This is a genomic window from Shinella pollutisoli, from assembly GCF_024609765.1.
GTDB classification, from domain to species: domain Bacteria; phylum Pseudomonadota; class Alphaproteobacteria; order Rhizobiales; family Rhizobiaceae; genus Shinella; species Shinella pollutisoli.
Genome location: NZ_JANFDG010000005.1, coordinates 155,746 through 180,158 on the forward strand (window position 1 = coordinate 155,746; position 24,413 = coordinate 180,158).

The following is a 24,413-nucleotide window of genomic DNA, read 5'->3' on the forward strand; positions in this document are numbered from 1 at the left end:
GGAACCCAAGATATGACCGCTGATACGATCCTTGCCAGCCTTCAGCTCTCGACGCCGGAGATCATCCTCGCCGTCGGCGCGCTGGTCCTGCTGATGATCGGTGTCTTCTCGGGCGAGCGTTCCGGGACCACCGTGACCGGGCTTGCCGTGGCGCTGCTCATCGTCGCGGGCCTCTGGCTGGTGACGGTGACGGGCGAGGGGGCCGCCTATGGCGGCGCCTTCCTGTCGGACCCCTTCGCCAAGTTCATGAAGGTGCTGTCGCTGATCGGCTCGATCACCGCGCTGGTGATGACGGTCGGCCATGCCCGCACGGAGCAGCTCGACCGCTTCGAGTTCCCGGTGCTGATCGTGCTCGCCACGCTCGGCATGATGCTGATGATCTCGGCCAACGACCTGATCTCGCTCTATCTGTCGCTGGAGCTGCAGTCGCTGGCGCTCTACGTTGTCGCGGCGATCAACCGCGAGAGCCTGCGCTCGACGGAAGCGGGCCTGAAATACTTCGTCCTCGGCGCGCTCTCCTCGGGCATGCTGCTCTACGGCATGTCGCTGGTCTACGGCTTCACCGGCCATACCGGCTTCCACGAGATCGCCGCGGCGCTCTCGGCCGAGGGGCGCTCGCTCGGCCTCGTCTTCGGCCTGGTCTTCGTGCTCGCCGGCATCGCCTTCAAGATCTCGGCCGTGCCGTTCCACATGTGGACGCCGGACGTCTACGAGGGTGCGCCGACGCCGGTGACGGCCTTCTTCTCGGGCGCACCGAAGGTCGCCGCCATGGCGATGATGGTGCGCATCGTCATCGAGGCCTTCGAGCCGATCGCCGTCGACTGGCAGCAGATCGTCGTCTTCATCTCCATCGCCTCCATGGTGCTGGGCGCCTTCGGCGCGATCGGCCAGCGCAACATCAAGCGCATGATGGCCTATTCGTCGATCGGCCACATGGGCTACGCGCTGGTCGGCCTCGCCTCCGGCTCCATGGCGGGCGTGCGCGGCGTCGTGCTCTACATGCTTGTCTACATGGTCATGACGCTCGGGGCGTTCGCCTGCATCCTCGCCATGCGGCGCAAGGAAGGCGGCAACGTCGAGAACATCGACGACCTCGCCGGCCTCTCCGCCACCAATCCCTTCATGGCGACGGCGATGACGGTGATCATGTTCTCGCTCGCCGGCATCCCGCCGCTCGGCGGCTTCTTCGCCAAGTACTTCGTCTTCATGGCGGCGATCGAGGCGCATCTCTACGCGCTCTCCGTCATCGGCGTGCTCGCCTCCGTCGTCGGCGCCTACTACTACCTGCGCGTCGTCAAGGTCATGTGGTTCGACGAGGCGACGGACGAGTTCGCCCGCACCGCCGGCGAACTGAAGCTGGTCTTCGGCATCTCCGGCCTGTTCCTCGCCGGCTACGTGCTGATCGGCGGGCCGATCGGCTCGGCCGCCGAAGCCGCGGCGCGGACCTTCTTTTGAGCGCGTCCGACAGCCGCCGCCGGGCGTCGCTCGACGACTTCCGGCACGAGGCGCTCGCCGAGGTGGGCTCCACCAACACGGAATGCCTGGAGCGCGCCCGCAAGGGCGCGCTTTCCGGTCTCTGGATCACCGCCCGCCGCCAGACGGTCGGCCGCGGCCGGCGCGGCCGGGCCTGGAGCTCGGAGCCCGGCAACCTCTATGCCTCGCTGCTCCTGATCGACCCGGCGCCGATGGACCGGCTCGGCTCGCTGCCGCTCGTCGTCGCGGTGGCGCTGCAGGCGGCGGTGAGCCGCGTCATGCCGCCGGGCGGCCCGCGCGTGCTCGTCAAGTGGCCGAACGATCTCCTGATCGACGGCTGCAAGATCAGCGGCATCCTCGTGGAAGCCGAGGTGCTGCCGGACGGGCGGCAGGCGGTGGTGATCGGCTGCGGCGTCAACATCGCCACGGCCCCGGACGCCGGCCTCTACCCGATCGCGACGCTGCGGCAGTTCGGCGTCTCGGCCTCGCCGGAGGAGCTGTTCGCGCATCTCTTCGCCGAGATGGCCGAGGCGCTGTCGCTCTGGAACCGCGGCGACGGCGTGGCGGCAGTCATGGCGCGCTGGCGGGCGGTGGCGAGCGGGGTCGGCGAAAAGATCACCGTCAACCTGCCGGACCGCTCAATTTCCGGGCGTTTCGCCGGAATCGATGATACAGGTCTCCTGAGACTGGAGACCGGGGACGGCGGCGAGCGCCTGATCGCCGCCGGCGACGTTTTCTTTGGATAGGACGATAATGACCACGCAAGACGAACTCGTGTTCCTGCCGCTCGGCGGCGTCGGCGAAATCGGCATGAATCTGGCGCTCTACGGCTACGGGCCGAAGGGCAAGCGCCAGTGGATCATGGTCGATTGCGGCGTCACCTTTCCCGGCCCGGAGCTGCCGGGCGTCGACCTGGTGCTGCCGGACATCCGCTTCCTCGCCGAGGAGCGGAAGAACCTGAAGGGCATCGTCATCACCCATGCGCACGAGGACCACTACGGCGCGCTGAACGAGCTGTGGCCCGGCCTCAACGTGCCGGTCTACGCCTCGCCGTTCACCGCCGGCATGCTGGAGGCCAAGCGCGACTACGAGAGGAGCCGCACCGAGATCCCGGTGACGATCTTCAAGCAGGGCGACCGCATCAACCTCGGCCCCTTCGAGATCGAGGCGATCGGCGTCAACCACTCGATCCCCGAGCCGATGGCGCTCGCCATCCGCACGCCGCTCGGCACCGTCGTCCACACCGGCGACTGGAAGATCGACCTCGACCCCTCGCTCGGGCCGCTCACCGACGAGACCCGCTTCCGCAAGCTCGGCGACGAGGGCGTGCTGGCGCTGATCTGCGACAGCACCAACGCGGTGCGCGACGGCGTCTCGCCGTCCGAGCGCGACGTCTCGGAAAGCCTGCGCCGCATCATCGAATCGGCCGAGGGCAGGGTGGGCATCACCACCTTCTCCTCCAATGTCGGCCGTATCCGCTCCATCGCCCGCGCGGCGGAGGCTGCCGGCCGCGAGGTGCTGCTGCTCGGCTCCTCGATGAAGCGCGTGACGGACGTCGCCCGCGACATCGGCCTGATGGACGGCATCAAGCCCTTCATCGCCGAGGACGAGTTCGGCTACATCCCGCGCGACAAGGTCGTGGTCATCCTCACCGGCAGCCAGGGCGAGCCGCGTGCTGCACTCGCCAAGATCGCCCGCGACGAGATGCGCAACGTCGCCTTCTCCGACGGCGACACGATCATCTTCTCCTCGCGCGCCATTCCCGGCAACGAGAAGGCGATCAACGACATCAAGAACGGCCTGGTCGAGCAGGGCATCCATATCATCACCGATAGCGAGGCGCTGGTGCACGTCTCCGGCCATCCGCGCCGCCACGAGCTGCAGCAGATGTACGGCTGGACGCGGCCGAAGATCCTCGTGCCGGTGCACGGCGAGGCGGCGCACCTGACGGCGCAGGCCGAGCTTGCCGAGCAGTCCGGCATCGCCCAGGTGCCGCGCGTGCGCAACGGCGACATCCTGCGGCTCGCCCCCGGCGCGCCGGAGGTGGTCGGCGAGGCGCCGCACGGCCGCATCTTCAAGGACGGCAACCTGATCGGCGACTATGACGAGATGGGCATCGGCGACCGCCGCAAGCTCGCCTTCGTCGGCCATGTCGCCGTGTCGATCCTGCTCGACGGCCGCTACGACTTCGTCGGCGATCCCGAGGTGGAGCCCTTCGGCCTGCCGCAGTTCGACGACGAGGGCGAGGATATGGGCGATACGCTCTACGACGCGGTGCTCGGCGCCGTCGAGAGCATCCCGCGCGCCCGCCGCAAGGACCTCGGCATGGTGCGCGAGGCCGTGCGTCGCGCCGTCCGCTCCACCGCCAACGAGATCTGGGGCAAGAAGCCCGTCGTCACGGTGTTCCTGACGAAGGTGTGACGGCACGCCGCCCCGGCCGCATTTGAACGCTGCGGCCGGACGTCGTAGAAGACGGTGCTCTAGATTCAAAGAATGAGCGCGTCCGTACGGACGCACCGCGCTCCAGAGCATTTCCGGCGAAAGCGCGAAGCGGTTTTGCGTCCGGAAATGCGTGAAAAAAGAGAGGTGGAGCGTTTTCGAGTTCCGAGCAAAAAACGGAAGCGCTCTAGAAGGACCGGTCCATGCAGTGGTTTTCCTTTCTCGCCGTCTACTTCATCGTCTGGTGGCTGACGCTCTTCCTCGTCCTGCCGTTCGGCCTGAAGACGCAAGGCGAGGCGCAGGAGGTGGTGCCCGGCACCGTGGAAAGCGCGCCCGCGCGGTTCCGCGGCCGCCGCGTCCTGTTCTGGACGACGCTCGTCTCCGCGCTCATCTACGGCGCGTGGTACGTGCTGTCCGTGCGCTTCGGCTACGGCATCGACGCGATCCCGCAATTCTTTCCCGAGTTCCGGTAGGCCGCCGCCGCCACAATGGTTAACGGTGCGGACGGCGGCGGAGGCAAGCCATTCCGCCGTTTCCACGCATGCCGGAATAACCTTCCCGCGCGCTCTCCGCGATTCGTCGCCGTCCGGAAGCGCGCGGAACATCCGCGTCCGGTATCCGCACGGTCGTGCCGGGGAGAGGGTCTTGTCCGTGAGGCGGAATGTCGCAGCCGCCCGCTGATGCGCGGCTTTGACGCATGGACTTTGCCGGAGGCGCGTCCGTAACGGGATCGATTTGGGAAAGGCAAAAAAAAACAAGGCTGAAAGCCTTGTTTTGCAGGTATCGCGTGATCCTTATCCGTTTCCGGCGGCAGCGGCAGAAGCGCGCCTAAGATCTGATCCTCCCAAGACTTGACCGCGAGAATGGCAAGAATTTGTGCTCCCTGCCTCTTTTGTGACCCGAAAGTAGCCCAAAGACCGGGCGTTGTCATCCGCTTTTTTGCAAATTTACTACAGTGGAATAAAATTTTTTCGTTGACAGGGCGGCCGCAAATTTTGTTATTGACTGCCCCGCTTTTCGGCCGCCGCCGCGGGCTGCGCCGAAGCGGTGCTGCCGGGTTCCCTTCCTTCGGCGAAGCGTTTATGAACGCGGGGAAATCAACGTCGATCCGCCCGATTCCCCTTGGGGGAACAGAGCGGACAGGTCATTCCGGAACCCCTCATGCGCCTTTCCCGCTTCTTCCTGCCCATCCTCAAGGAAAATCCCAAGGAGGCCGAGATCGTCTCCCACCGGCTGATGCTGCGTGCGGGCATGATCAAGCAGCAGTCGGCGGGCATCTACACCTGGCTGCCGCTCGGCAAGCGCGTCCTCGACAAGGTCAACGCCATCATCCGCGAGGAGCAGAACCGCTCCGGCGCCATCGAGCTCTTGATGCCGACGCTGCAGTCGGCCGAGCTCTGGCAGGAAAGCGGCCGCTACGACGCCTACGGCAAGGAGATGCTGCGCATCAAGGACCGGCAGGACCGGCCGATGCTCTACGGCCCGACCAACGAGGAGATGATCACCGACGTCTTCCGTTCCTTCGTCAAGTCCTACAAGGACCTGCCGCTCAACCTCTACCACATCCAGCTGAAGTTCCGCGACGAGATCCGCCCGCGCTTCGGCACCATGCGCTCGCGCGAGTTCCTGATGAAGGACGCCTATTCCTTCGATCTCGACCGGGAAGGGGCCGAGCACGCCTATAACCGCATGTTCGCCGCCTATCTGCGCACCTTCTCGCGCATGGGTCTGCGCGCCATCCCGATGCGCGCCGACACCGGCCCGATCGGCGGCAACCTCAGCCACGAGTTCATCATCCTCGCCGACACCGGCGAATCGGAGGTGTTCTGCCACAAGGACTTCCTCGATTTCGACATCCCCGCCGAGGATACCGATTTCGACGACGTCGCGGGGCTGCGCGCCATCTTCGACAAGTGGACCTCGCGCTATGCCGCGACCTCCGAGATGCACGACGCGGCCGCCTTCGAGGCCGTTCCCGAAGAAGAGCGCGTTTCGGCGCGCGGCATCGAGGTCGGCCACATCTTCTATTTCGGCACGAAATATTCCGAAGCCATGGGCGCCAAGGTGCAGGGGCCGGACGGCAAGGAGCACATCGTCCACATGGGCTCCTACGGCATCGGCCCGACGCGCCTCGTTCCCGCCATCATCGAGGCCTCCCATGACGAGAACGGCATCGTCTGGCCGAAGGCCGTCGCTCCCTTCGAGGCGATCGTCGTCAACATGAAGGCGGGCGACGCCGCCTGCGACGCGGCCTGCGAGACGATCTACGCGGCGCTTGCGAAGGCCGGCGTCGACACGCTCTACGACGACACCGACGAGCGGGCGGGCGCCAAGTTCGCGACCGCCGACCTCATCGGCGCGCCGGTGCAGGTGATCGCCGGCCCGCGCGCGGTGGGCAACGGCGAGGTCGAGATCAAGGACCGCAAGACCGGCGCGCGCGAGACGCTGACCATCGAGGCGGCGATCAACCGCCTGACGGCGGCGGACTGAACGGAAGCCGGGCAACGCTAGGACTGTCGCATATGGTCAAGACACCCCCTCATCCGGCTCTTCGGGCCAGCTTCTCCCCCGCGGGGAGAAGGGGACATGAGGCGCCGGCTGTCTTCCCTTTCTCCCCGCCGGGGAGAAGGTGCCGGCAGGCGGATGAGGGGGGCATGCCGCATGGTCCCCGCGCAACGGGGAAAAACCATGGCTGACGCAGCGAACGGCGATGCCGCGACCACCTTGCAGGCCCAGCCGAAGAGCCGGCCCTTCTCCGCCTTCGAGCGGATGGTCGCCTGGCGCTATCTCCGCTCGCGGCGCAAGGAGGCGTTCATCTCGGTGATCGCCGGCTTCTCCTTCATCGGCATCATGCTGGGGGTCGCGACCCTCATCATCGTCATGGCGGTGATGAACGGCTTCCGCACGGAGCTCATCTCCCGCATCCTCGGCATCAACGGCCACATGATCATCCAGGCGATCGACGCGCCGCTCAACGACTATGCCGAGCTCTCCGAGCGCCTCTCGGCGGTCGCCGGCGTCACGCTGGCGATCCCGCTGGTGGAAGGCCAGACGCTCGCCTCGGGGGCGGCGGGCGCCGGCACCGGCGCGCTGGTGCGCGGCATCCGCGCCGACGACCTCGCCCGGCTGAAGACCGTCTCCGACCATATCAAGGAGGGCGACCTGGTCGGCTTCGCCTCCGGCAGCGGCGTCGCCATCGGCGCGCGCATGGCCGAGCAGCTCGGCATCGGCGCGGGCGGCCAGATCACGCTCGTCGCCCCCGAAGGCGATGTGACCCCGCTCGGCGTCAACCCGCGGGTGAAGACCTATACCGTCTCCGCCGTCTTCGAGATCGGCATGTCGGAATACGACGCCTCGATCATCTACATGCCGCTGGAGGAGGCCCAGCTCTATTTCAACAGCGAGGGCATCGTCCAGTCGATCGAGCTCTTCGTCTCCAATCCGGACGCGGTCGACGACCTGCGCCAGCCGATCGAGGCGGCGGCCGAGCGGCAGATCTTCGTCACCGACTGGCGCCAGCGCAACCGCACCTTCTTCTCGGCGCTGGAGGTGGAGCGCAACGTCATGTTCATGATCCTGACGCTGATCGTGCTCGTCGCGGCCCTCAACATCATCTCCGGCCTGATCATGCTGGTGAAGGACAAGGGCAGCGACATCGCCATCCTGCGCACCATGGGCGCGACGTCGGGGGCGATCATGCGCATCTTCTTCATGACGGGCGCGGCGATCGGCACGGTCGGCACGTTCGCCGGCGTGCTTCTCGGCGTCGTCGTCTGCCTCAACGTCGAATCGATCCGCCAGTTCTTCTCCTGGATCTCCGGCACGACGCTGTTCAACCCGGAGCTCTATTTCCTGAGCCAGCTCCCCGCCGACATGAATGCCGGCGAGACGGTCTCCGTCATCGTCATGGCGCTGGCGCTCTCCTTCCTTGCGACGATCTTCCCGGCCTGGCGTGCGTCCAGGCTCGATCCGGTCCAGGCCCTGCGTTACGAATAGGAACGAGCACCGCATGAGCGCGCGCGTCGCACTAGAGCTTGCCGGCATCGAACGGCACTACGGGCAGGGCGATACCCTGCTGACGATCCTGAAGGGCGTCGACTTCACGCTGAAGCGCGGCGAGACCGTGGCGCTCGTCGCCCCGTCCGGCACCGGCAAGTCGACGCTCCTGCACATCGCCGGCCTGCTGGAGCATCCGGACGCCGGCGAGGTGATCGTCAACGGCCACGCCTGCCAGGGCCTGTCCGACGACGAGCGCACGGCGATCCGCCGCGGCGAGATCGGCTTCGTCTACCAGTTCCACCACCTGCTGCCGGAATTCAGCGCGCTGGAAAACATCATGATGCCGCAGCTGATCGCCGGCCTCTCCAGGGCCGAGGCGCGCGAGCGCGCCGCCCAGCTCCTCGACTACATGCGCATCGGCCACCGCGCCGACCATCGCCCCTCCGAGCTTTCCGGCGGCGAGCAGCAGCGCGTCGCCATCGCCCGGGCCGTCGCCAACGCGCCGCTGGTGCTGCTTGCCGACGAGCCGACCGGCAACCTCGACCCGGAGACCGCCGGCTACGTCTTCGAGGCGCTGGAGGCGCTCGCCCGCCAGTCCGGCCTCGCCGCGCTGATCGCCACCCACAACCACGAGCTCGCCGGCCTCATGGACCGCCGCGTGACGATCGAGGACGGCCGCATCCGCGAGCTTGCCTGACGGTCAGTCGTCCAGGCCGCAGGCCCTGCGGCCGATGGCGTCGTCCCAGGTCTTCAGCTCCGCGAAGAGCGGCTGGCCGGCGAAGGCCCGGCCGTCGCTCTTGCCCTTGCCCGTCAGCACGTTGAGGTCGCACTCGCGCACGCCGTTCGGATCGAGCGTGTCGTGCGACGCATAGGTATAGCCCGCGACGATGAAGTCGTTGTTGCGATAGGCGATGGTGAGCGACTGGCGCCAGCGGTCGCGTCCGACCGACTCGTTTCTCGTCGTCAGCGTGAAGGAACCGTTCGCCAGCGCCGCAAGCGACGGCTCCTGGCCGTAGAGGGTGAGCCCGCCCCATACCGTGTCGGGCAGCGCCAGCTTGAGCTCCAGCCGGCTCTCGTCGGGATTGGCGAGATAGACGTAGAGCCCGTTGTCCTTGTCGCTTTCGACATCCGCCGGGCGGACGATCAGCGCGAGGTCTGAAACCCCGTCCTTGTTCCAGTCGCCGCTCGCCGCGGCGACGATCCGCTCGGCCGGGAAGTCGGCCGCCGCCGCCGCAAACGGCAGGCCGCACGCAACAACGAGAACGCCCGCAAGCCGTTTCATCCGCTTCCTCTCCTCTCAACCGTGCGGCGAGCTTACGGCGCGCGGATGCGCGCGTCCAGACGGGCTGTGGAAAACGGTTGACATGAGAACAAGAATAGAACAAAATAAAAACATAAACGGAAAGGGAGCCGATAATGACCGATTTTCTCCGTGATCTTGCTGCGTTCGCCTCCATAACGATGTTCGTCGCCAGCGTCTCCATCCTCATGGTCGGCCTCTGAGCGGATCGCCTGCCGCGCCATCTCCGCACGGAGGTGGAAATCGGGGGTGAACGCGTCTCGCCTCTGGACTTGCCCCTGCCGAATCCGCTTAAGCTGCGCCCCGGATCGGAAGGAAGACGGGCATGGCGGACGAGGTGCGACGGATGGACGACAATCGGGCGGCGGAGCCGGTGCAATTCGTGCATCTCAGGGTGCATTCGGCCTATTCGCTGCTCGAGGGCGCGCTGCCGATCAAGAAGATCATCGGCAAGGCCATCGCCGACCAGCAGCCGGCGATCGCCATCACCGACACCAACAACCTGTTCGCCGCGCTCGAGTTCTCGCAGAAGGCCGTCGGCGACGGCATCCAGCCGCTGATCGGCTGCCAGCTGTCGATCGACATGGAGGACGAGGGCGAGGGGGAACGGCGCGGGCATCAGGCCCATCTCGCGAAATTGCCGTCGCTCGTGCTGCTGGCGGCGACCGAGGCCGGCTATGTCCGCCTCGTCGATCTCGTCAGCCGCGCCTATCTCGAGGGCGAGGGCTCGCAGGCGGTGCGCATCCTCTGGTCCTGGCTGGAGGAGGGCGGCGCGGAGGGGCTGATCGCGCTCACCGGCGCTGCCGGCGGTCCCGTCGACATGGCCTTCCGCTCGGGCCATCCGGCGCTGGCGCGCACGCGGCTTGCCGCGCTGAAGTGGATCTTCGGCGACCGGCTCTATGTCGAGCTGCAGCGCCACGGCCGCTTCGACCGCGCGCACGAGCGCCGCATGGTCGAGCTCGCCTATGCCGAGGACGTGCCGCTGGTGGCGACCAACGAGCCCTTCTTCCCGTCGCCGGACGACTACGACGCCCATGACGCGCTGATGGCCGTCGCCCACAACGCCATGGTCTCGGACGACAACCGCTTCCGCCTGTCGCCCGACCATTATCTCAAGAGCCGCAAGGACATGGCGGCGCTCTTCTCCGACCTGCCGGAGGCGCTGGAGAACACGGTGGAGATCGCGAGGCGCTGCTCCTTCGTGCTCGACACGCGCAAGCCCATCCTGCCGCGCTTCACCGGCGCTACGGGCGACCCGGAGGAGGCCGAGCGCGCCGAGGCGGCGGAGCTGCGCCGCCAGGCCGTGGAGGGGCTGGAGGAGCGCATGCGCCTGCTCGGCCTGTCGCCCGGCTACAGCCAGGAGGACTATCGCGAGCGGCTGGACTTCGAGCTCAGCGTCATCGAGCGCATGAGGTTCCCCGGCTACTTCCTGATCGTCTCCGACTTCATCAAGTGGGCGAAGCAGCACAATATCCCGGTCGGGCCGGGGCGCGGCTCGGGCGCGGGCTCGCTCGTCGCCTATGCGCTCACCATCACCGACGTCGATCCCCTGCGCTTCTCGCTGCTGTTCGAGCGCTTCCTCAACCCCGAACGCGTGTCGATGCCCGACTTCGACATCGACTTCTGCCAGGACCGCCGCGAGGAGGTGATCCGCTACGTCCAGGGCAAATACGGGCGCGAGCAGGTGGCGCAGATCATCACCTTCGGCTCGCTTCAGGCGCGCGCGGCCCTTCGCGACGTCGGCCGCGTGCTGGAGATGCCCTACGGCCAGGTCGACAAGATCTGCAAGCTGGTGCCGAACAACCCGGCCAACCCGACGCCGCTCTACAAGGCCGTCGAGGAGGAGCCGAAGCTGCGCGAGGAGGCGGAGAAGGAGCCGGTCGTCGCCCGCCTGCTCGACATCGCCCAGAAGATCGAGGGCCTCTACCGCCACGCCTCGACGCATGCCGCCGGCATCGTCATCGGCGACCGGCCGCTGTCGAAGCTGGTGCCGATGTACCGCGATCCGCGCTCCGACATGCCCGTCACCCAGTTCAACATGAAATGGGTGGAGCAGGCGGGGCTGGTGAAGTTCGACTTCCTCGGCCTGAAGACGCTGACGGTGCTCAAGACCGCCGTCGACTTCATCCGCAAGCGCGGCGTCGAGGTGAAGCTCGAGAGCCTGCCGCTCGACGACACGCTCACCTACGAGATGCTGTCGCGCGGCGAGACGGTCGGCGTGTTCCAGGTGGAAAGTGCCGGCATGCGCAAGGCGCTGATCGGCATGCGGCCGGACTGCATCGAGGACATCATCGCGCTGGTGGCGCTCTACCGCCCGGGGCCGATGGAGAACATCCCGGTCTACAACGCCCGCAAGCACGGCGAGGAGGAGATCGAGTCGATCCACCCGAAGATCGACCACCTGCTCAAGGAGACGCAGGGCGTCATCGTCTACCAGGAGCAGGTGATGCAGATCGCCCAGGTGCTCTCCGGCTATTCGCTCGGCGAGGCCGACCTGTTGCGCCGCGCCATGGGCAAGAAGATCAAGGAGGAGATGGACAAGCAGCGCGCCCGCTTCGTCGACGGCGCGGTCAAGAACGGCGTGTCGAAGCCGCAGGCCGACCTGATCTTCGACCTGCTCGCCAAATTCGCCAACTACGGCTTCAACAAGTCGCATGCAGCGGCCTATGCCATCGTCTCCTACCAGACGGCCTATCTGAAGGCGCATTATCCGGTCGAGTTCCTCGCCGCGTCGATGACCTACGACATGTCGAATACCGACAAGCTGAACGACTTCCGCCAGGATGCCGGCCGGCTCGGCATCACCGTCGTGCCGCCCTCGGTGCAGACGTCGTTCGCCCATTTCGAGACCGGCGAGAACCGCATCTACTACGCGCTTGCCGCCATCAAGGGCGTGGGCGAGGCGGCCGTCCAGCACATCGTCGACGTGCGCGGCGACCGCCCCTTCGAGAGCTTGGAGGATTTCTGCCTGCGCATCGATCCGAAGCTCGTCAACCGCCGCGTCTTCGAGAGCCTGATCGTCGCCGGCGCCTTCGATTGCTTCGGCCACGACCGCGCCGCGATGATCGCCGGCCTCGACCGGCTGCTCGGCTATGCCCAGCGCGCGCAGGAGAACAAGACGAGCGGCCAGAGCGACATGTTCGGCGCTGGGGCGGCGACCGGGCCGGAGGTGATCACGCTTCCCGCCCACACGCCCTGGCTCGCCTCGGAGAAGCTGCACCGCGAGTTCCAGGTGCTCGGCTTCTACCTCTCCGCCCATCCGCTCGACACCTATGCGGCGACGCTCGCCAAGATGCGCGTGCAGACCTTCGCGGACTTCTCCGTCGCGGTGAAGCGGGGCGCGACCGCGGGCCGGCTCGCCGGCACCGTCACGTCGAAGCAGGAGCGCAAGACGCGCACCGGCAACAAGATGGGCATCGTCGCCTTCTCGGATTCCTCCGGCCAGTTCGAGGCGGTGCTGTTCTCCGAGATGCTGCAGCAGTACCGCGACCTGCTCGAACCCGGCAAGTCGCTGGTGATGACGGTGCAGGCGGAGGAACGCCCGGAGGGCATCGGGTTGCGCATCCAGACGCTGCGCTCGCTGGAGGAGGAATCGCTGCAGAGCCAGAAGGCCTTGCGCGTCTACGTGCGCGATTCCGGTCCGCTCCGCTCCATCGCCGCGCACCTTAACACCAAGGGCGACGGCCTCGTCTCCTTCATCGTCATCAAGGACAACGGCCAGCGGGAGATCGAGGTGGAGCTCAACGAGCGCTTCCGCATCTCCGCGGAGATCGCCGCCGCCATGCGCTCGGCCCCCGGCGTGCTCGACGTGGAGCTGGTGTAGGGGGAGAGCGACTGTCTTGAATTACAAGCCAAGAAAGGGCTTAGGAACGAGGAGTTTGTAGAGAGTTTCGGTGTCCCATCCTTGCGCATAGCGGGCTTGGTCCCCGGCCGGAGCTTGGCCCAAGCGACTGTACGGGCTTGGGAAATCCCGGCGAGTGTCCCTTGCTTTCCCACGAACTTGAAGTTCTTAGAGTTGTCGGGCTTGGTCGCCAACCTTCCCGGACCGGCCAGTCCGGGAAGCAAATTCCAAGTTACAAGGAGGCGTCACCCCCTCTGCCCTGCCGGGCATCTCCCCCGCAAGGGGGGAGATCGGCAGGACGCGGGCTTCTCGCTTCAACTGTGTCGTCAGCGATGGGCGAAACGGACCCCCATCCGATCTCCCCCCTTGCGGGGGAGATGCCCGGCAGGGCAGAGGGGGGGTATTCCGTGCGCAGGCGTTTACCCTATCGGGTGCGGCACGGGTATTGCCGTCACTAACGGTATGCCGTGCGCAGGCGTTTACCCGCCCTCAGCGCACCGCCGTCACCGACGACGCCTTCTTCCTGTTCTTCTTTCTCACCGGCGCCGCGTCCGCCTTCAGCGGCGCCTTGCGGGTGAGCGTGATGAAGTCGGTGCCGTTGCCGGTCTCGGCGCCGAGGCCGGTGTCGGAGATCGACAGCGACGCGCCCTCGCTCAGCATGGCGGAGATGCGGATGCGCATGTCGGCGGGAATGTCGATGCGCGAGAGCGTCTTCGCAAGCGCGTCCGGCGCGCCGGCGTCGGCCGCCTGCGTGATGCCGAGGCGTGTCATGGTCGACTGCGGCAGGTGGTTCTCCATGGTCACGCCGTACCAGTCCGCCGTGCCCTTCTCGCTGTCCACGTCGCGGGCGAGCAGGAAATGCGTGCCGAGCGCGGTCTCGGCGTCGCGGATCGTCACCGGCGCCTCCAGCACGGGCTTGAACTTCTGGCGCACGAGCATGCGGCCGTTGGGCGGCGCGCCCTTGCCGGCCCTGGCGTAGACGGCGGCCGAAAGCTCCGGCGTCACGCGCCCGTCCTCGGCAAGTCCTTCGGCGGCCTGGAAGGCCTTGATCGCCGCGATCGTCTGGCGGCCGAGAAGCCCGTCCGGCGCGCCGGCGTCGTAGCCGAGCTCCGTCAGCAGCCGCTGCAGGTCGATGAGGGCCTCCCGCTCGCCGCGGCGGGTGACGAGGATGCGGATCGGGTCCTGCTCGCTCTTCTGCACCGCCGGCTCCGGCACGGCGGCGACCGGCTCGGTCATCGCCACCTCGACGCTCTTCGTGCCGTCGTCGAGGAGGCCGGGGCGCAGGTCGGCGTCGGAGAGCAGCTGCGTCTCCGGCAGCACCGTCGCGGGCCTGAAGAGCGCCTCGTGCACGATCCGGCGCGGCTCCACCGCGCGGTCGCTGATGAGGACGTGGCCGCCGCGGCGGGTGAGGCTGAAGAGCGTCTTGGCGAAGTCGTTCGGCAGGCGCACGCAGCCGTGCGAGGCGGGGTAGGCGGGCACGCTGTTGGAGGCGTGCAGCGCGATCCCCGACCAGGTCAGCCGCTGCATGAAGGGCATCGGCGCGCTGTCGTAGAGGTTGGAGAAGTGCGTCCGCTTCTTCTCGAGGATCGAGAAGATGCCCGTCGGCGTGGAATGCCCGGCCTTGCCGGTGGAGACGCGCGAGGTGGCGACGACCACGCCGCCGTCATAGACCTTCAGTTCCTGCAGATCCTTGGACACCACGATCTGAAGGGGACCTTCGAGCGTGCCGGCCAGCGCGGTGCCGCAGCTCAAGAGAAGGCCGAGGATGCCCATACCCGTCGCGAGGCGAAAATTCATCTGATCCATCCGTACGCAATACAAACCGGCCGTCAGTCTGGCGCATCGGATTTAAGGAAGATTTGATGCACCCGGAAATCCCCGGCTTGTTCCCCGTCGATGCGGGAAAGACGCCGCGGCGCGCGGGTTTATTCGGCGGCGGCGCGTCTCACTTTTTCGTGAGAACGCTGTCGGCGCCCAGCCGCGGCTCCTTGCCGAAGGTGTAGCCGGTCTCGACGGTCTTCCTGCCGTACTTGTCGCGCAGCGTGTTGATGGCGGCCTCGGCTGCGGCGCGGCGGGCGGCCTGCGGGTCGACGAGGTCGGGCGGGTCGGCCCGGCCGGAATCGGCAAGCTCCGTGACGCCGATGCCGATCAGCCGGTATCTCGTGCCGTCCACCTCCTTGCGCAGGAGCTCGATGCCGGTGCGGAAGATCCGGTCGGCGAGCATGGTCGGGTCTTCGAGCTTGCGGTTGCGGGTGCGGGTCTTGAAGTCCGCCGACTTGAGCTTGAGGACGACCGTATGGCCGGCGATGCCGGATTTGCGCAGCCGCCCGGCCACCTTCTCGCTGAGGCGGCGCAGATGCGTGGCGAGGTCGTCGTAGCCGGCGATGTCGTCGAAGAAGGTCGTCTCGGCCGAGACACTCTTCATCGGGTCGTTCGGGTGCACCTCGCGGTCGTCCTGCCCGCGCGAGAGCGTATAGAGCCTGCGGCCCATGACGCCGTAGCGGCGCATCAGGTCCGTCTCCTCCATCGTCTGCAGCTGGCCGACGGTGCGGATGCCGTCGCGCTCCAGCGTCTCGGCGAAGGCCTTGCCGACGCCCCAGATCAGCCGCACCGGCTTGTCCTTCAGGAAGTCGAGCGCCTCGCCGGCGCCGATGATGGAGAAGCCGCGCGGCTTGTTGAGGTCCGAGGCGACCTTGGCGAGGAACTTGCAGTAGGAAAGGCCGATCGAGATGGTGATGCCGACCTCGCGCTCGACGCGGGCGGCAAAGCGCGCGAGCACGCGCGCCGCGGGATCGTGGTGCAGCCGCTCGGTGCCCTTGAGCTCCAGGAAGGCCTCGTCGATGGACAGCGGCTGCACCAGCGGCGTGAGCTCCTGCATCATCGCCCGCACCTCGCGCCCGACGCGGGCATACTTCTCCATGTCCGGCTTGATCACCACGGCGCTCGGGCAGGCCTCCAGCGCCTTGAACATTGGCATGGCGGACCGCACGCCGTGGATGCGGGCGATGTAGCAGGCGGTGGAGACGACGCCGCGTTTTCCGCCGCCGACGATCACCGGCTTGTCGGCGAGCTCCGGATTGTCGCGCTTCTCGATCGCCGCGTAGAAGGCGTCGCAGTCGATATGGGCGAGCGTCAGGTCGTAGAGCTCGCCGTGATAGAGGAGCCGCGGGCTGCCGCAGGCCCGGCAGCGGCGCAGAGCCGCCGGCTGCCCGGCGAGGCAGTCGCGACAGAAGCCCGGAAAACGCGTCTCGTCGGTGCGCATGGGACGAACAAAGGTTGAACGGTGCGAGATTACATACGTAGAGCATTTCCGGCAAAGGTGCGAAGCGCTTTTGCGTCCGGAAATGGACGAGAGCGGGAGGCCGCAGCCTTTTCGCGTTTCGGCGGTCGGGCTCAGGGAAAGGACGGGTCGGGACCGGAAAGGACGGCATGCGCCCGCACGACCGTTTCCGGCGGCAGGCCGCTCGCCTCGCAGAAGTCGAGAAGCGTCGGCTCGTGGCCCATGAGGAAATCGAGGAGCCCGGCGAGGAAGCCCGGATCGCCGGCCGCATGGCGCACGTCGGCGGGCGAGACGCCGGTCAGCGCCAGGAAGCGGGAGAGGAGCTCCGGCTCGCCGGCAAGCCAGCCGAGCACGGCGACGGCCGTCGCCTCGGCCTCTTCGGCGGCGGATGTGTCTTTTTGGGCTGGCATCGCGCTTTCCCGGCTGAGTTTACCTTTTAATCAACCAAATGACGCTACCGTTACGGCATCGGGATGGGTGTTCACGGCGTGCCGCACCTTATATGTCTTCCCGAGCGTTGCAAGCCGGGACCGGGGACAGGGACGAACGATGCCCAAGCAGGTGATGATTGTCGAGGACAACGAGCTGAACATGAAGCTCTTCCGGGACCTCATCGAGGCGTCGGGCTACACGACGATCCAGACGAGGAACGGAATGGAAGCCCTTGATCTCGCCCGGAAATATCGTCCGGACCTGATCCTGATGGACATCCAGCTCCCCGAGGTCTCGGGGCTCGAGGTCACGAAGTGGCTGAAGGAGGACGACGAGCTCCACGTCATCCCGGTGATCGCCGTCACGGCCTTCGCCATGAAGGGCGACGAGGAGCGCATCCGCCAGGGCGGCTGCGAGGCCTATGTCTCCAAGCCGATCTCCGTTCCGAAATTCATCGAGACGATCAAGACCTATCTCGGCGACGCATGAGGCGGAGGCCAAGGGCATGACAGCGCGCATCCTCGTCGTCGACGACATACCCGCCAACGTGAAGCTGCTGGAAGCGCGGCTGCTGGCGGAATATTTCGACGTGCTGACGGCCGACAACGGCTACGACGCGCTCTCCATCTGCGAGCGCACCCAGGTCGACCTCATCCTGCTCGACATCATGATGCCCGGCATCGACGGCTTCGAGGTCTGCGAGCGGCTGAAGGCCAATCCGCGCACGGCGCATATCCCCGTCGTCATGGTGACGGCGCTCGACCAGCCGTCCGACCGCGTGCGCGGCCTGAAGGCGGGCGCCGACGACTTCCTCACCAAGCCGGTCAACGACCTCCAGCTCATGTCGCGGGTGAAGAGCCTGGTGCGGCTGAAGACGCTGACGGACGAGCTGCGCATGCGCGCGGCGACCGCCCGCGCCATCTCGATGGAGGAGGGGCTGGAGGGCGCCATGGGCGAGGAGCCCGGCGACGTGCTCCTGGTCGACGGACGCGGCAGCTCGCAGGAGCGCATCGTCCGCACGCTGAAGCCGGTCGCCGACGTCACCTGCATATCCGACCCGCAGGCGGCGCTGTTCCAGGCGGCGGAGAGCAACTACGAGCTCGTCATCGTCAACGCCAATTTCCCCGACTACGATCCGCTCCGGCTCTGCTCGCAGCTTCGCTCGCTGGAGCGCACCCGCTTCCTGCCGATCCTCATCATCGTCGAGCAGGGCGACGACCCGATGGTCGTGCGCGCGCTCGATCTCGGCGTGACGGACTATCTCGTCCGGCCGATCGATCCGAACGAGCTGGTCGCCCGCAGTCTCACGCAGATCCGCCGCAAGCGCTACAACGACCGACTGCGCGCGAGCGTGCGCCAGACCATCGAGCTTGCCGTCACCGACGGCCTGACCGGCCTCAACAACCGCCGCTACCTCGACAACCACATGAAGCTGCTGGTGGACCGGGCGATGGCGCGCGGCCGCCCGCTCTCCGTCTGCATCACCGACATCGACCGCTTCAAGGTGATCAACGACACCTACGGGCACGATGCCGGCGACGTGGTGCTGAAGGAATTCGCCAACCGGGTGCGCGCGGCCGTGCGCGGCGCCGACCTCGCCTGCCGCTACGGCGGGGAGGAGTTCGTGCTGGTGATGCCCGACACGTCCGCTGAGATGGCCGCCGGCGTCGCCGAGCGCCTGCGCACCATCGTCGAGGAGGCGCCGTTCACCATTCCCGGCACCGACATCCGCCTCACCGTGACCGCCTCGCTCGGCACCGCCTCGCTGCTGCCGGCGGGCGATACGCCGGAAACGCTCCTGAAGCGCGCCGACACCGCGCTCTACGAGGCCAAGCGCTCCGGCCGCAATCGAGTCGTCGCCGCGGCCGCCTGAGTCGGTTGCGGCGCGCCGGCTTTGCACGTTGCTTATCCACAGGATCGTGCACGCGGCGGGCATCGACGCCAGAATTTGAGCAGCCGGCGTTCCCGTACGGCGTTTCCACGGCCCGGCGGCAGGCCGCTCTTCCGCGCCGGAACGCGCGGGCAAAGTAGCTAAATTTTAGGATAAGTCGTACTATTGACTTTTGCGGAATTTTATCAACGGCTTGCTTCGGATACAATCTCGCCGTGTATGCGGCCCCGCTCCTTCCTGGGTTGTGTCGACTGCCCGGAAAGGTTGTTTCGTTACCGTTCGTATCTGTTGCGTTTCACGACGGAAATGACTTCGGAAGGGGCAGGGCGGCCCCGGCGCGATTAACTATGAGACACGAAGCCGGCGATGAAGGGTTAAGAAATCGTTGATTTTTTTTCTTTTCCGGGCGATGCTCTGGACATGGGCGACAGACAAGCTCGCCACAACCGGTTACCCCATGATGCTAGGTCCGCCGCATCTCCTGGGTCGTGGGGCCGGTCGGCTGGTTACGATATAAACGGAATCCTCGTGCCGTCGTCGTAACCGGTCGACCCCCGATCAGCGCCGCTCCCGGAAAAATGGGGGCGGCGTTTTTGATTCCGTTGCCGAATCGCCCGCAACCCCGCGCGACAGGGTTGCAAAGAAAAAGGCGCCGGACGTTGCCGTCCCGCGCCTTTTGGGAACCGTTCGGGACCAAGGCTTACTTGATCTTGGTTTCCTTGAACTCGACGTGCTTCTTGACGACCGGATCGTACTTCGTCTTGGTCATCTTGTCCGTCATCGTGCGGCTGTTCTTGGTCGTCACGTAGAAGAAACCGGTGTCGGCCGTCGACAGCAGCTTGATCTTGATGGTGGTAGCCTTGGCCATGGTCGTCCTGCCTTTATGAAAAACGAAGCCGCGGACAGCCAGTCTGCTCCACGGCTTTAAATCTGGGCGGAAACTACAAATCGCGCCCGAAAAGTCAAGTCCGTTTCGGCCGGAAAACCATGCGGCCGAGAGAAAGTAGCAGGTAGGAGCCGAAGAAACAGGCGATCGCCCAGGCGAAACCGTCGTTGCCGGCGACATCCATCGCCGCGCCCATGGCCTGCGGCCCGGCGACCGTGCCGACCGCGTAGCAGAAGATGAAGGCGGCATTGGCGGCGGCGAGGTCCGCCCCGTGCAGGCGCGAACCGAGGTGGCTGAGGCCGACCGTGTAGAGGCCGGCGACGCAGCCGCCCCAGAAGAGCAGCACGGCGGCCATCGTCAGCCACCCTTGCGCGAGCACCGGCAGCGCCAGCGCCCCGGCGAAGCCGATGAAGGCCATGCCGGTGAGCAGCCGGCGCCGGTCCTTCAGGTGGTCGGAGAGCATGCCGAGCGGGATCTGGAAGACGACGTTGCCGAGCCCCATCATCGTCAAGAGCAGCGCCGCCTGCGGCTCGGTGAAGCCGGCGCGGGTGGCATAGATCGGCAGCAGCGACAGGCCGCCCACCTCGACCGCGCCGAAGATGAAGGCGGCCGCCGTCGCCGTCGGCACCAGGAAGACGTAGCGCAGGAAATGCCGCTCCGGCTTCTGGTCGATCGCCGCGTTCTCGTGCCGGGCGAAGAGGATCGGCACGGCGGCGACGAGGATGATCGCCGCGCCGGTGACGAAGGGCAGCGCGCCCTCGCTGCCGAGCGCGGAGAAGAGCAGGGGGCCCATGGCGAAGCCGAGCGAGAGCACGGTCGCGTAGATGCCGAGCACGAGCCCGCGCCGGCGCGGCGGGGCGGCGGCGTTGATCCAGAACTCCGACAGGATGAAGACCATGGTGATCGCGCCGTGGAAGACGAGGCGCAGCGGGAACCACAGCCAGAAATTCTCGACATAGTAGAAGCCGAGCGAGCTCACTGCGGCGAAGAGGATCGTGACGATCATCGTCGTCGAGGTGCCGAGCGCATGCGCGAGCCGCGTGGTGAACGGCGCGGCGGCCATGGCGGCGATTCCGGCCATGGCCGAGTTGACGCCGATCAGCGTCGGCGGGATACCGCGCTTCTCCATGATGAGGGCGAGCAGCGGCAGGCCGAGGCCGAGCGCGATGCCGACGGCCGCGACGGCGGAGAAGGCGGCGATGAGCGCCGGCCAGTGAATGTGTTCCGCCGGGCCTGAGGGGCCGCATTCCGGCTGCGTCATCGACAGTCGATCCTCAAAGCAGTTCCCGGACGAAGCGTCCGCGCGGGCTGTGGTAGAGCGGAACCGCCCTTCCGAACGGTAAGGACAGGTCCTCCCGGAGGCTTTTCCGCAGCTCCTCCAGGATCAGGGCGGTGATGTCGGGCATGGTGACGCCGCCGGGCGCGAAGATGTCGACCCAGCGCAGGTCCTCCAGCTCGTGGCTGGCGCGCGCGCCGGCGGGGTCGATGCCGGCCTCGTCGGCGAAGAGGGCGAAGAAGCGGGTGTCGTAGCGCCGCACCATGCCGGGCGGCGTGATGGCGCGGGCGAGGAAGCGCAGCCGCGAGAGATCGGGGCGGAAGGGAAGGGGGCTGCCGTCGGCGGGCGCGCCCACGCCGAGCCCCGCCTCCTCGTAGAGTTCGCGCAGCGCCGCGACGCCGAGCGCGCGCAGCCGTGTCTTGGAACACCGTGGCCCCGCCCGCACCGCCAGCCGCTCGCACGCCAGCGGATGGAGCGTGTTCTCCACCGCGACGTAGCGGTCGGCGGCGTCGCGCCGCCCGCCGGGAAAGACGTAGACGTCCGGCATGAAGACATGCTTGCTGCTGCGCCGGCCGACGAGCACGCGCACATCCGCCCCCGACCGGTCGAGGAGCAGGATCGAGGCGGCGTCGACGGGTCTGACGGGTTTCATGCCGCGCGGTCGCTGTAGGCCGTTTCCTCGTCGGCCTCCTCGGCCTCGTCGCCGAAGCCGTGCATCTTCACCGCCCATTGCAGGCCGATGACGCCGCCCTTGACCGGCTGCAGCAGAAGCAGCGCCAGCACGAGCGTGATCGGCACCCAGATCGCCAGGTGCTGCCAGGTGGTGAGCGGCCAGACGAGGTCGGTCGCCATGTAGCCGCCGACGACGATGTGGCCGACGATGGTGATGACGAGATAGGGCGGCAGGTCGTCGGCGCGCTGGTGGGTGAAATCCTCGCCGCAGACCGCGCAATGGTCGACGCATTTCACATAGGCGCGGAAGAGGCGGCCGGTGCCGCAGGCCGGGCAGCGGTTGAGGAGGCCGCGCTTGATCGAGCGCCCGACCGGACGCTCGCGGTCGGCGGGCGCCTCCTGGCCGCCGAAATGCAGCGTGCTCTGCGAAGCCTCGTTCGTCTCCATGTCCGTTCCTTCCTGCCGGCCGTCTGCTGGCCTGGCATCACCTAGCGTCGTCCGCGCGGAGCGCGCGTGCCCGGCTGGCGCCGGGATGCGCCGCGGTCGCGCCGGCCCGCCTTGTGGAAGGAGCGGATCGCCGTCGGCATCTTGCGTCCTTCGCTGAGCATCTCGAAGCGGAGCGCGCCGGCAAGCGGAATCGCTTCCGCCAGCCGCACCCGCACCGCATCGCCGAGGCGGTAGCCGAGCCCGGTCTTCTCGCCGGACAGCGCCTGGTGCGCCTCGTCGTAGATGTAGTAGTCGCGACCGAGCGTAGATATAGGCACGAATCCGTCCGCACCATAGTCCGGCAGGGTGACAAAAAGTCCCGATTTCGTGACACCCGAGACGCGGCCGTCGAATTCCTCGCCGATCCGGCCCGCCAGGTGATGGGCGATCAGCCGGTCGACCGTGTCGCGCTCGGCGGCCATGGCGCGCCGCTCGAAGGTGGAGATCTCGGCGGCGATGTCGTCGAGCGCGCCTTCCTCGTCCGGCGTGATGCCGCCTTCGCCGAGCTTCAGCGAGCCGACCAGGGCGCGATGCACGATCAGGTCCGCATAGCGGCGGATCGGCGAGGTGAAATGGGCGTATTTCATCAGGTTGAGGCCGAAATGGCCGATGTTCTCCGGGCTGTAGATCGCCTGGCTCTGCGAGCGCAGCACCATCTCGCCGACCATCTGCTCGAACGGCTTGTCCTTCGCCTTCGACAGGATGCCGTTGAAATGGTTGGCGCGCATGTTGCCGCCCTTGAGCAGAGAAATGTCGAGCGTCTGCAGGAAGTCGCGCAGCACCTCCTGCTTGGCGAGCGAGGGCGCGTCGTGCACGCGGTAGATCAGCGGCTGGCGGCGTTTCTCCAGCGTCTCGGCGGCCGAGACGTTCGCCTGGATCATCATCTCCTCGATGAGCTTGTGCGCCTCGAGCCGCGGCGGCACGAAGACCCGGTCGACCGTGCCGTCCTCCTTGAGCAGGATCTTCCGCTCCGGCATGTCGAGCTCGAGCGGCTGGCGGCGCTCGCGGCCGGTCGTCAGGATGCGGTGCGCCTCCCAGAGCGGCTTCAGGATCGTTTCCAGGATAGGCGCGGTCTTGTCGTCCGGCGCGCCGTCGATCGCCGCCTGCGCCTGTTGGTAGGAGAGCTTGGCCGCGCTCTTCATCATGATGCGGTGGAAGGTGTGGCTCGCCTTGCGGCCTTCCTTCGAGAAGACCATGCGCACGGCGAGCGCCGGCCGGTCGACGCCTTCCTTCAGCGAGCAGAGGTCGTTGGAGATGCGCTCGGGCAGCATCGGCACGACGCGGTCGGGGAAATAGACCGAGTTGCCGCGCTTCAGCGCCTCGCGGTCGAGCGCCGATTTCGGCCGCACGTAGTAGCTGACGTCGGCGATGGCGACCGTGACGATCACGCCGCCCGGATTGTCGGGCGAGGGGTCCGGCTCCGCATGGACCGCGTCGTCGTGGTCCTTGGCGTCGGCGGGGTCGATGGTGATGAGCGGCAGCGCCCGCCAGTCCTCGCGATGCGCCATCGAGGCGGGGCCGGCGGCCTCGGCCTCGCGGATGACGGCGTCGGAGAAGATGTAGGGGATGCCGTGCGAATGGATGGCGATCATCGAGATCGCCTTTTCCGAGGCGACCGAGCCGATCACGCCCTTGATCTGCGCGCGCGGCAGGCCGTAGCGGCCTAGGCGCACGACGTCGATCTCGACGAGGTCGCCGTCCGCGGCGCCTGCCGTGAACTCCGGGTCGACCTCCATCTCCTCTCCGCGCCGGTCGATGGGGAGAATCCGCCCGCCGCCGCCGGCAAGCGCCCGGAAGACGCCCATGCCGGCATTCCTGCGCTTGTCGAGGATCTTGATGACGCGCCCCGCATAGGCCGGGCCGCCGCGCTCCTTGGCGGGGAAGATCTTCGCCAGCACCCGGTCGCCGAGGCCCGCCACCGGCGCCTTGTCCTTGCGGGCGGCGGTCGGCTGGCGGATCGTCACGGCCGGCGCCACGCCGGCATCGTCCAGCCATTCGGCCGGCCGGCCGATCAGCTCGCCGTCGACGTCGCGCGTGGTGATGTCGAGCACGACGACCGGCGGCAGCGCGCCGGGCCGCACGAGCGACTTGCGCCGCTTTTCGAGGAGACCCTCCTCCTCGAAGGATTTCAGGAGCGCCTTCAGCTCGACGCGCGCCTCGCCCTTGAGGCCGAAGGCCTTGGCGATCTCGCGCTTGGAGGCCTGCTCGGGATTGTCGGCGATGAAGCGCAGGAGGACGTCGCGCGGCGGCACGACGCCGTGGATGATCGGCGCCTCGGCGTCGGGCGGGCGCCCGGTCCGTTTCGAGTGTCCCGTCCGGCCGCGCGGTTCCTTCACCATGACAGGATGCCCCAATGGAGTGCCGAGAGCAGGCCGTCTTCTCCCTTCTCCCCTCGGGGAGAAGGTGCCGGCAGGCGGATGAGGGGGCGCAAGCAGCGG

Annotated in this window: 19 protein-coding genes; 10 read left to right on the plus strand and 9 right to left on the minus strand. The window is 67.3% G+C overall.

Annotation, left to right across the window (positions count from 1 at the left end; genetic code table 11):
- Positions 1-12: 12 nt before the first annotated feature.
- From nuoN to NNZ72_RS06115, 7 genes are all read left to right on the plus strand, one after another.
- Complete coding sequence (gene nuoN, locus NNZ72_RS06085; RefSeq protein WP_257314063.1) at positions 13-1,455, plus strand: NADH-quinone oxidoreductase subunit NuoN; 1,443 nt, start codon at positions 13-15, stop codon at positions 1,453-1,455.
- Positions 1,452-2,219 (plus strand): biotin--[acetyl-CoA-carboxylase] ligase, encoded by a 768-nt coding sequence (locus NNZ72_RS06090; RefSeq protein ID WP_257314065.1) that lies wholly within the window; start codon positions 1,452-1,454, stop codon positions 2,217-2,219. The genes nuoN and NNZ72_RS06090 overlap by 4 nt, the downstream gene beginning before the upstream one ends.
- Positions 2,220-2,226: 7 nt before the next feature.
- Entirely contained in the window at positions 2,227-3,894 is a 1,668-nt protein-coding gene (locus NNZ72_RS06095; protein WP_257314068.1) for a ribonuclease J, read from the plus strand.
- Positions 3,895-4,115: 221 nt separating this feature from the next.
- The gene (locus NNZ72_RS06100) at positions 4,116-4,385 is read left to right on the plus strand and encodes a DUF1467 family protein (RefSeq protein ID WP_257314070.1); all 270 of its coding nucleotides are present in this window, start codon (positions 4,116-4,118) and stop codon (positions 4,383-4,385) included.
- A 688-nt stretch (positions 4,386-5,073) separates the two neighbouring features.
- The gene (gene proS, locus NNZ72_RS06105; RefSeq protein ID WP_257314072.1) at positions 5,074-6,402 is read left to right on the plus strand and encodes a proline--tRNA ligase; all 1,329 of its coding nucleotides are present in this window, start codon (positions 5,074-5,076) and stop codon (positions 6,400-6,402) included.
- A 198-nt stretch (positions 6,403-6,600) separates the two neighbouring features.
- On the plus strand, positions 6,601-7,908 hold the full coding sequence (locus NNZ72_RS06110) for a lipoprotein-releasing ABC transporter permease subunit (protein ID WP_257314074.1): 1,308 nt from the start codon (positions 6,601-6,603) through the stop codon (positions 7,906-7,908).
- A gap of 13 nt (positions 7,909-7,921) precedes the next feature.
- A complete protein-coding gene (locus NNZ72_RS06115) occupies positions 7,922-8,608 on the plus strand; it encodes an ABC transporter ATP-binding protein (protein WP_257314076.1) in 687 nt (228 codons plus the stop codon).
- A gap of 3 nt (positions 8,609-8,611) precedes the next feature.
- Here the strand turns inward: NNZ72_RS06115 and NNZ72_RS06120 are convergent, their stop codons facing one another.
- Positions 8,612-9,193 carry a hypothetical protein gene (locus NNZ72_RS06120; protein WP_257314078.1) on the minus strand — a complete coding sequence of 194 codons (582 nt, stop codon included), beginning with the start codon at positions 9,191-9,193 and terminating at the stop codon, positions 8,612-8,614.
- Positions 9,194-9,536: 343 nt separating this feature from the next.
- On the opposite strand from NNZ72_RS06120, the gene dnaE reads away from it, so the two are divergent.
- On the plus strand, positions 9,537-13,034 hold the full coding sequence (dnaE, locus tag NNZ72_RS06125) for a DNA polymerase III subunit alpha (protein WP_257314080.1): 3,498 nt from the start codon (positions 9,537-9,539) through the stop codon (positions 13,032-13,034).
- A 507-nt stretch (positions 13,035-13,541) separates the two neighbouring features.
- On the opposite strand, the gene NNZ72_RS06130 is transcribed toward dnaE, so the two are convergent.
- The 3 genes from NNZ72_RS06130 to NNZ72_RS06140 form a co-directional block, all read right to left on the minus strand.
- On the minus strand, positions 13,542-14,849 hold the full coding sequence (locus NNZ72_RS06130; protein WP_257314082.1) for a L,D-transpeptidase family protein: 1,308 nt from the start codon (positions 14,847-14,849) through the stop codon (positions 13,542-13,544).
- 148 nt (positions 14,850-14,997) lie between these two features.
- Positions 14,998-16,314 carry a DNA polymerase IV gene (locus NNZ72_RS06135; protein ID WP_257314085.1) on the minus strand — a complete coding sequence of 439 codons (1,317 nt, stop codon included), beginning with the start codon at positions 16,312-16,314 and terminating at the stop codon, positions 14,998-15,000.
- Positions 16,315-16,445: 131 nt separating this feature from the next.
- Complete coding sequence (locus NNZ72_RS06140; protein WP_257314087.1) at positions 16,446-16,742, minus strand: DUF3572 domain-containing protein; 297 nt, start codon at positions 16,740-16,742, stop codon at positions 16,446-16,448.
- Between the two features lie 139 nt (positions 16,743-16,881).
- Here NNZ72_RS06140 and NNZ72_RS06145 point away from each other — a divergent pair, with 139 nt between their 5' ends.
- Entirely contained in the window at positions 16,882-17,253 is a 372-nt protein-coding gene (locus NNZ72_RS06145) for a response regulator (RefSeq protein ID WP_010065708.1), read from the plus strand.
- 16 nt (positions 17,254-17,269) lie between these two features.
- Positions 17,270-18,637: a PleD family two-component system response regulator gene (locus NNZ72_RS06150; RefSeq protein WP_257314099.1), complete on the plus strand. Its 1,368-nt coding sequence runs from the start codon at positions 17,270-17,272 to the stop codon at positions 18,635-18,637.
- Between the two features lie 718 nt (positions 18,638-19,355).
- Here the strand turns inward: NNZ72_RS06150 and rpmG are convergent.
- From rpmG to rnr, 5 genes are all read right to left on the minus strand, one after another.
- The gene (gene rpmG, locus NNZ72_RS06155; RefSeq protein WP_023512792.1) at positions 19,356-19,523 is read right to left on the minus strand and encodes a 50S ribosomal protein L33; all 168 of its coding nucleotides are present in this window, start codon (positions 19,521-19,523) and stop codon (positions 19,356-19,358) included.
- Between the two features lie 94 nt (positions 19,524-19,617).
- Positions 19,618-20,802 (minus strand): MFS transporter, encoded by a 1,185-nt coding sequence (locus NNZ72_RS06160; RefSeq protein ID WP_257314106.1) that lies wholly within the window; start codon positions 20,800-20,802, stop codon positions 19,618-19,620.
- Positions 20,803-20,815: 13 nt separating this feature from the next.
- The gene (locus NNZ72_RS06165) at positions 20,816-21,469 is read right to left on the minus strand and encodes an NUDIX hydrolase (RefSeq protein WP_257314108.1); all 654 of its coding nucleotides are present in this window, start codon (positions 21,467-21,469) and stop codon (positions 20,816-20,818) included.
- Complete coding sequence (locus tag NNZ72_RS06170) at positions 21,466-21,936, minus strand: DUF983 domain-containing protein (RefSeq protein ID WP_257314111.1); 471 nt, start codon at positions 21,934-21,936, stop codon at positions 21,466-21,468. Before NNZ72_RS06170 ends, NNZ72_RS06165 begins: the two co-directional genes overlap by 4 nt.
- A gap of 41 nt (positions 21,937-21,977) precedes the next feature.
- Positions 21,978-24,314: a ribonuclease R gene (gene rnr / locus NNZ72_RS06175; RefSeq protein WP_257314113.1), complete on the minus strand. Its 2,337-nt coding sequence runs from the start codon at positions 24,312-24,314 to the stop codon at positions 21,978-21,980.
- Positions 24,315-24,413 lie beyond the last annotated feature (99 nt).

Excerpts from the sequence above, each read along its gene's own strand:
- NNZ72_RS06100 (WP_257314070.1), top strand. The coding sequence starts at position 4,116 with ATGCAGTGGTTTTCCTTTCTCGCCGTCTACTTCATCGTCTGGTGGCTG.
- NNZ72_RS06095 (WP_257314068.1), top strand. The coding sequence starts at position 2,227 with ATGACCACGCAAGACGAACTCGTGTTCCTGCCGCTCGGCGGCGTCGGC.
- NNZ72_RS06165 (WP_257314108.1), bottom strand. The coding sequence starts at position 21,469 with ATGAAACCCGTCAGACCCGTCGACGCCGCCTCGATCCTGCTCCTCGAC.
- NNZ72_RS06150 (WP_257314099.1), top strand. The coding sequence starts at position 17,270 with ATGACAGCGCGCATCCTCGTCGTCGACGACATACCCGCCAACGTGAAG.
- NNZ72_RS06130 (WP_257314082.1), bottom strand. The coding sequence starts at position 14,849 with ATGAATTTTCGCCTCGCGACGGGTATGGGCATCCTCGGCCTTCTCTTG.
- NNZ72_RS06115 (WP_257314076.1), top strand. The coding sequence starts at position 7,922 with ATGAGCGCGCGCGTCGCACTAGAGCTTGCCGGCATCGAACGGCACTAC.
- NNZ72_RS06170 (WP_257314111.1), bottom strand. The coding sequence starts at position 21,936 with ATGGAGACGAACGAGGCTTCGCAGAGCACGCTGCATTTCGGCGGCCAG.
- NNZ72_RS06140 (WP_257314087.1), bottom strand. The coding sequence starts at position 16,742 with ATGCCAGCCCAAAAAGACACATCCGCCGCCGAAGAGGCCGAGGCGACG.
- NNZ72_RS06160 (WP_257314106.1), bottom strand. The coding sequence starts at position 20,802 with ATGACGCAGCCGGAATGCGGCCCCTCAGGCCCGGCGGAACACATTCAC.
- NNZ72_RS06145 (WP_010065708.1), top strand. The coding sequence starts at position 16,882 with ATGCCCAAGCAGGTGATGATTGTCGAGGACAACGAGCTGAACATGAAG.
- dnaE (WP_257314080.1), top strand. The coding sequence starts at position 9,537 with ATGGCGGACGAGGTGCGACGGATGGACGACAATCGGGCGGCGGAGCCG.
- nuoN (WP_257314063.1), top strand. The coding sequence starts at position 13 with ATGACCGCTGATACGATCCTTGCCAGCCTTCAGCTCTCGACGCCGGAG.
- rnr (WP_257314113.1), bottom strand. The coding sequence starts at position 24,314 with ATGGTGAAGGAACCGCGCGGCCGGACGGGACACTCGAAACGGACCGGG.
- rpmG (WP_023512792.1), bottom strand. The coding sequence starts at position 19,523 with ATGGCCAAGGCTACCACCATCAAGATCAAGCTGCTGTCGACGGCCGAC.
- proS (WP_257314072.1), top strand. The coding sequence starts at position 5,074 with ATGCGCCTTTCCCGCTTCTTCCTGCCCATCCTCAAGGAAAATCCCAAG.
- NNZ72_RS06135 (WP_257314085.1), bottom strand. The coding sequence starts at position 16,314 with ATGCGCACCGACGAGACGCGTTTTCCGGGCTTCTGTCGCGACTGCCTC.
- NNZ72_RS06120 (WP_257314078.1), bottom strand. The coding sequence starts at position 9,193 with ATGAAACGGCTTGCGGGCGTTCTCGTTGTTGCGTGCGGCCTGCCGTTT.
- NNZ72_RS06110 (WP_257314074.1), top strand. The coding sequence starts at position 6,601 with ATGGCTGACGCAGCGAACGGCGATGCCGCGACCACCTTGCAGGCCCAG.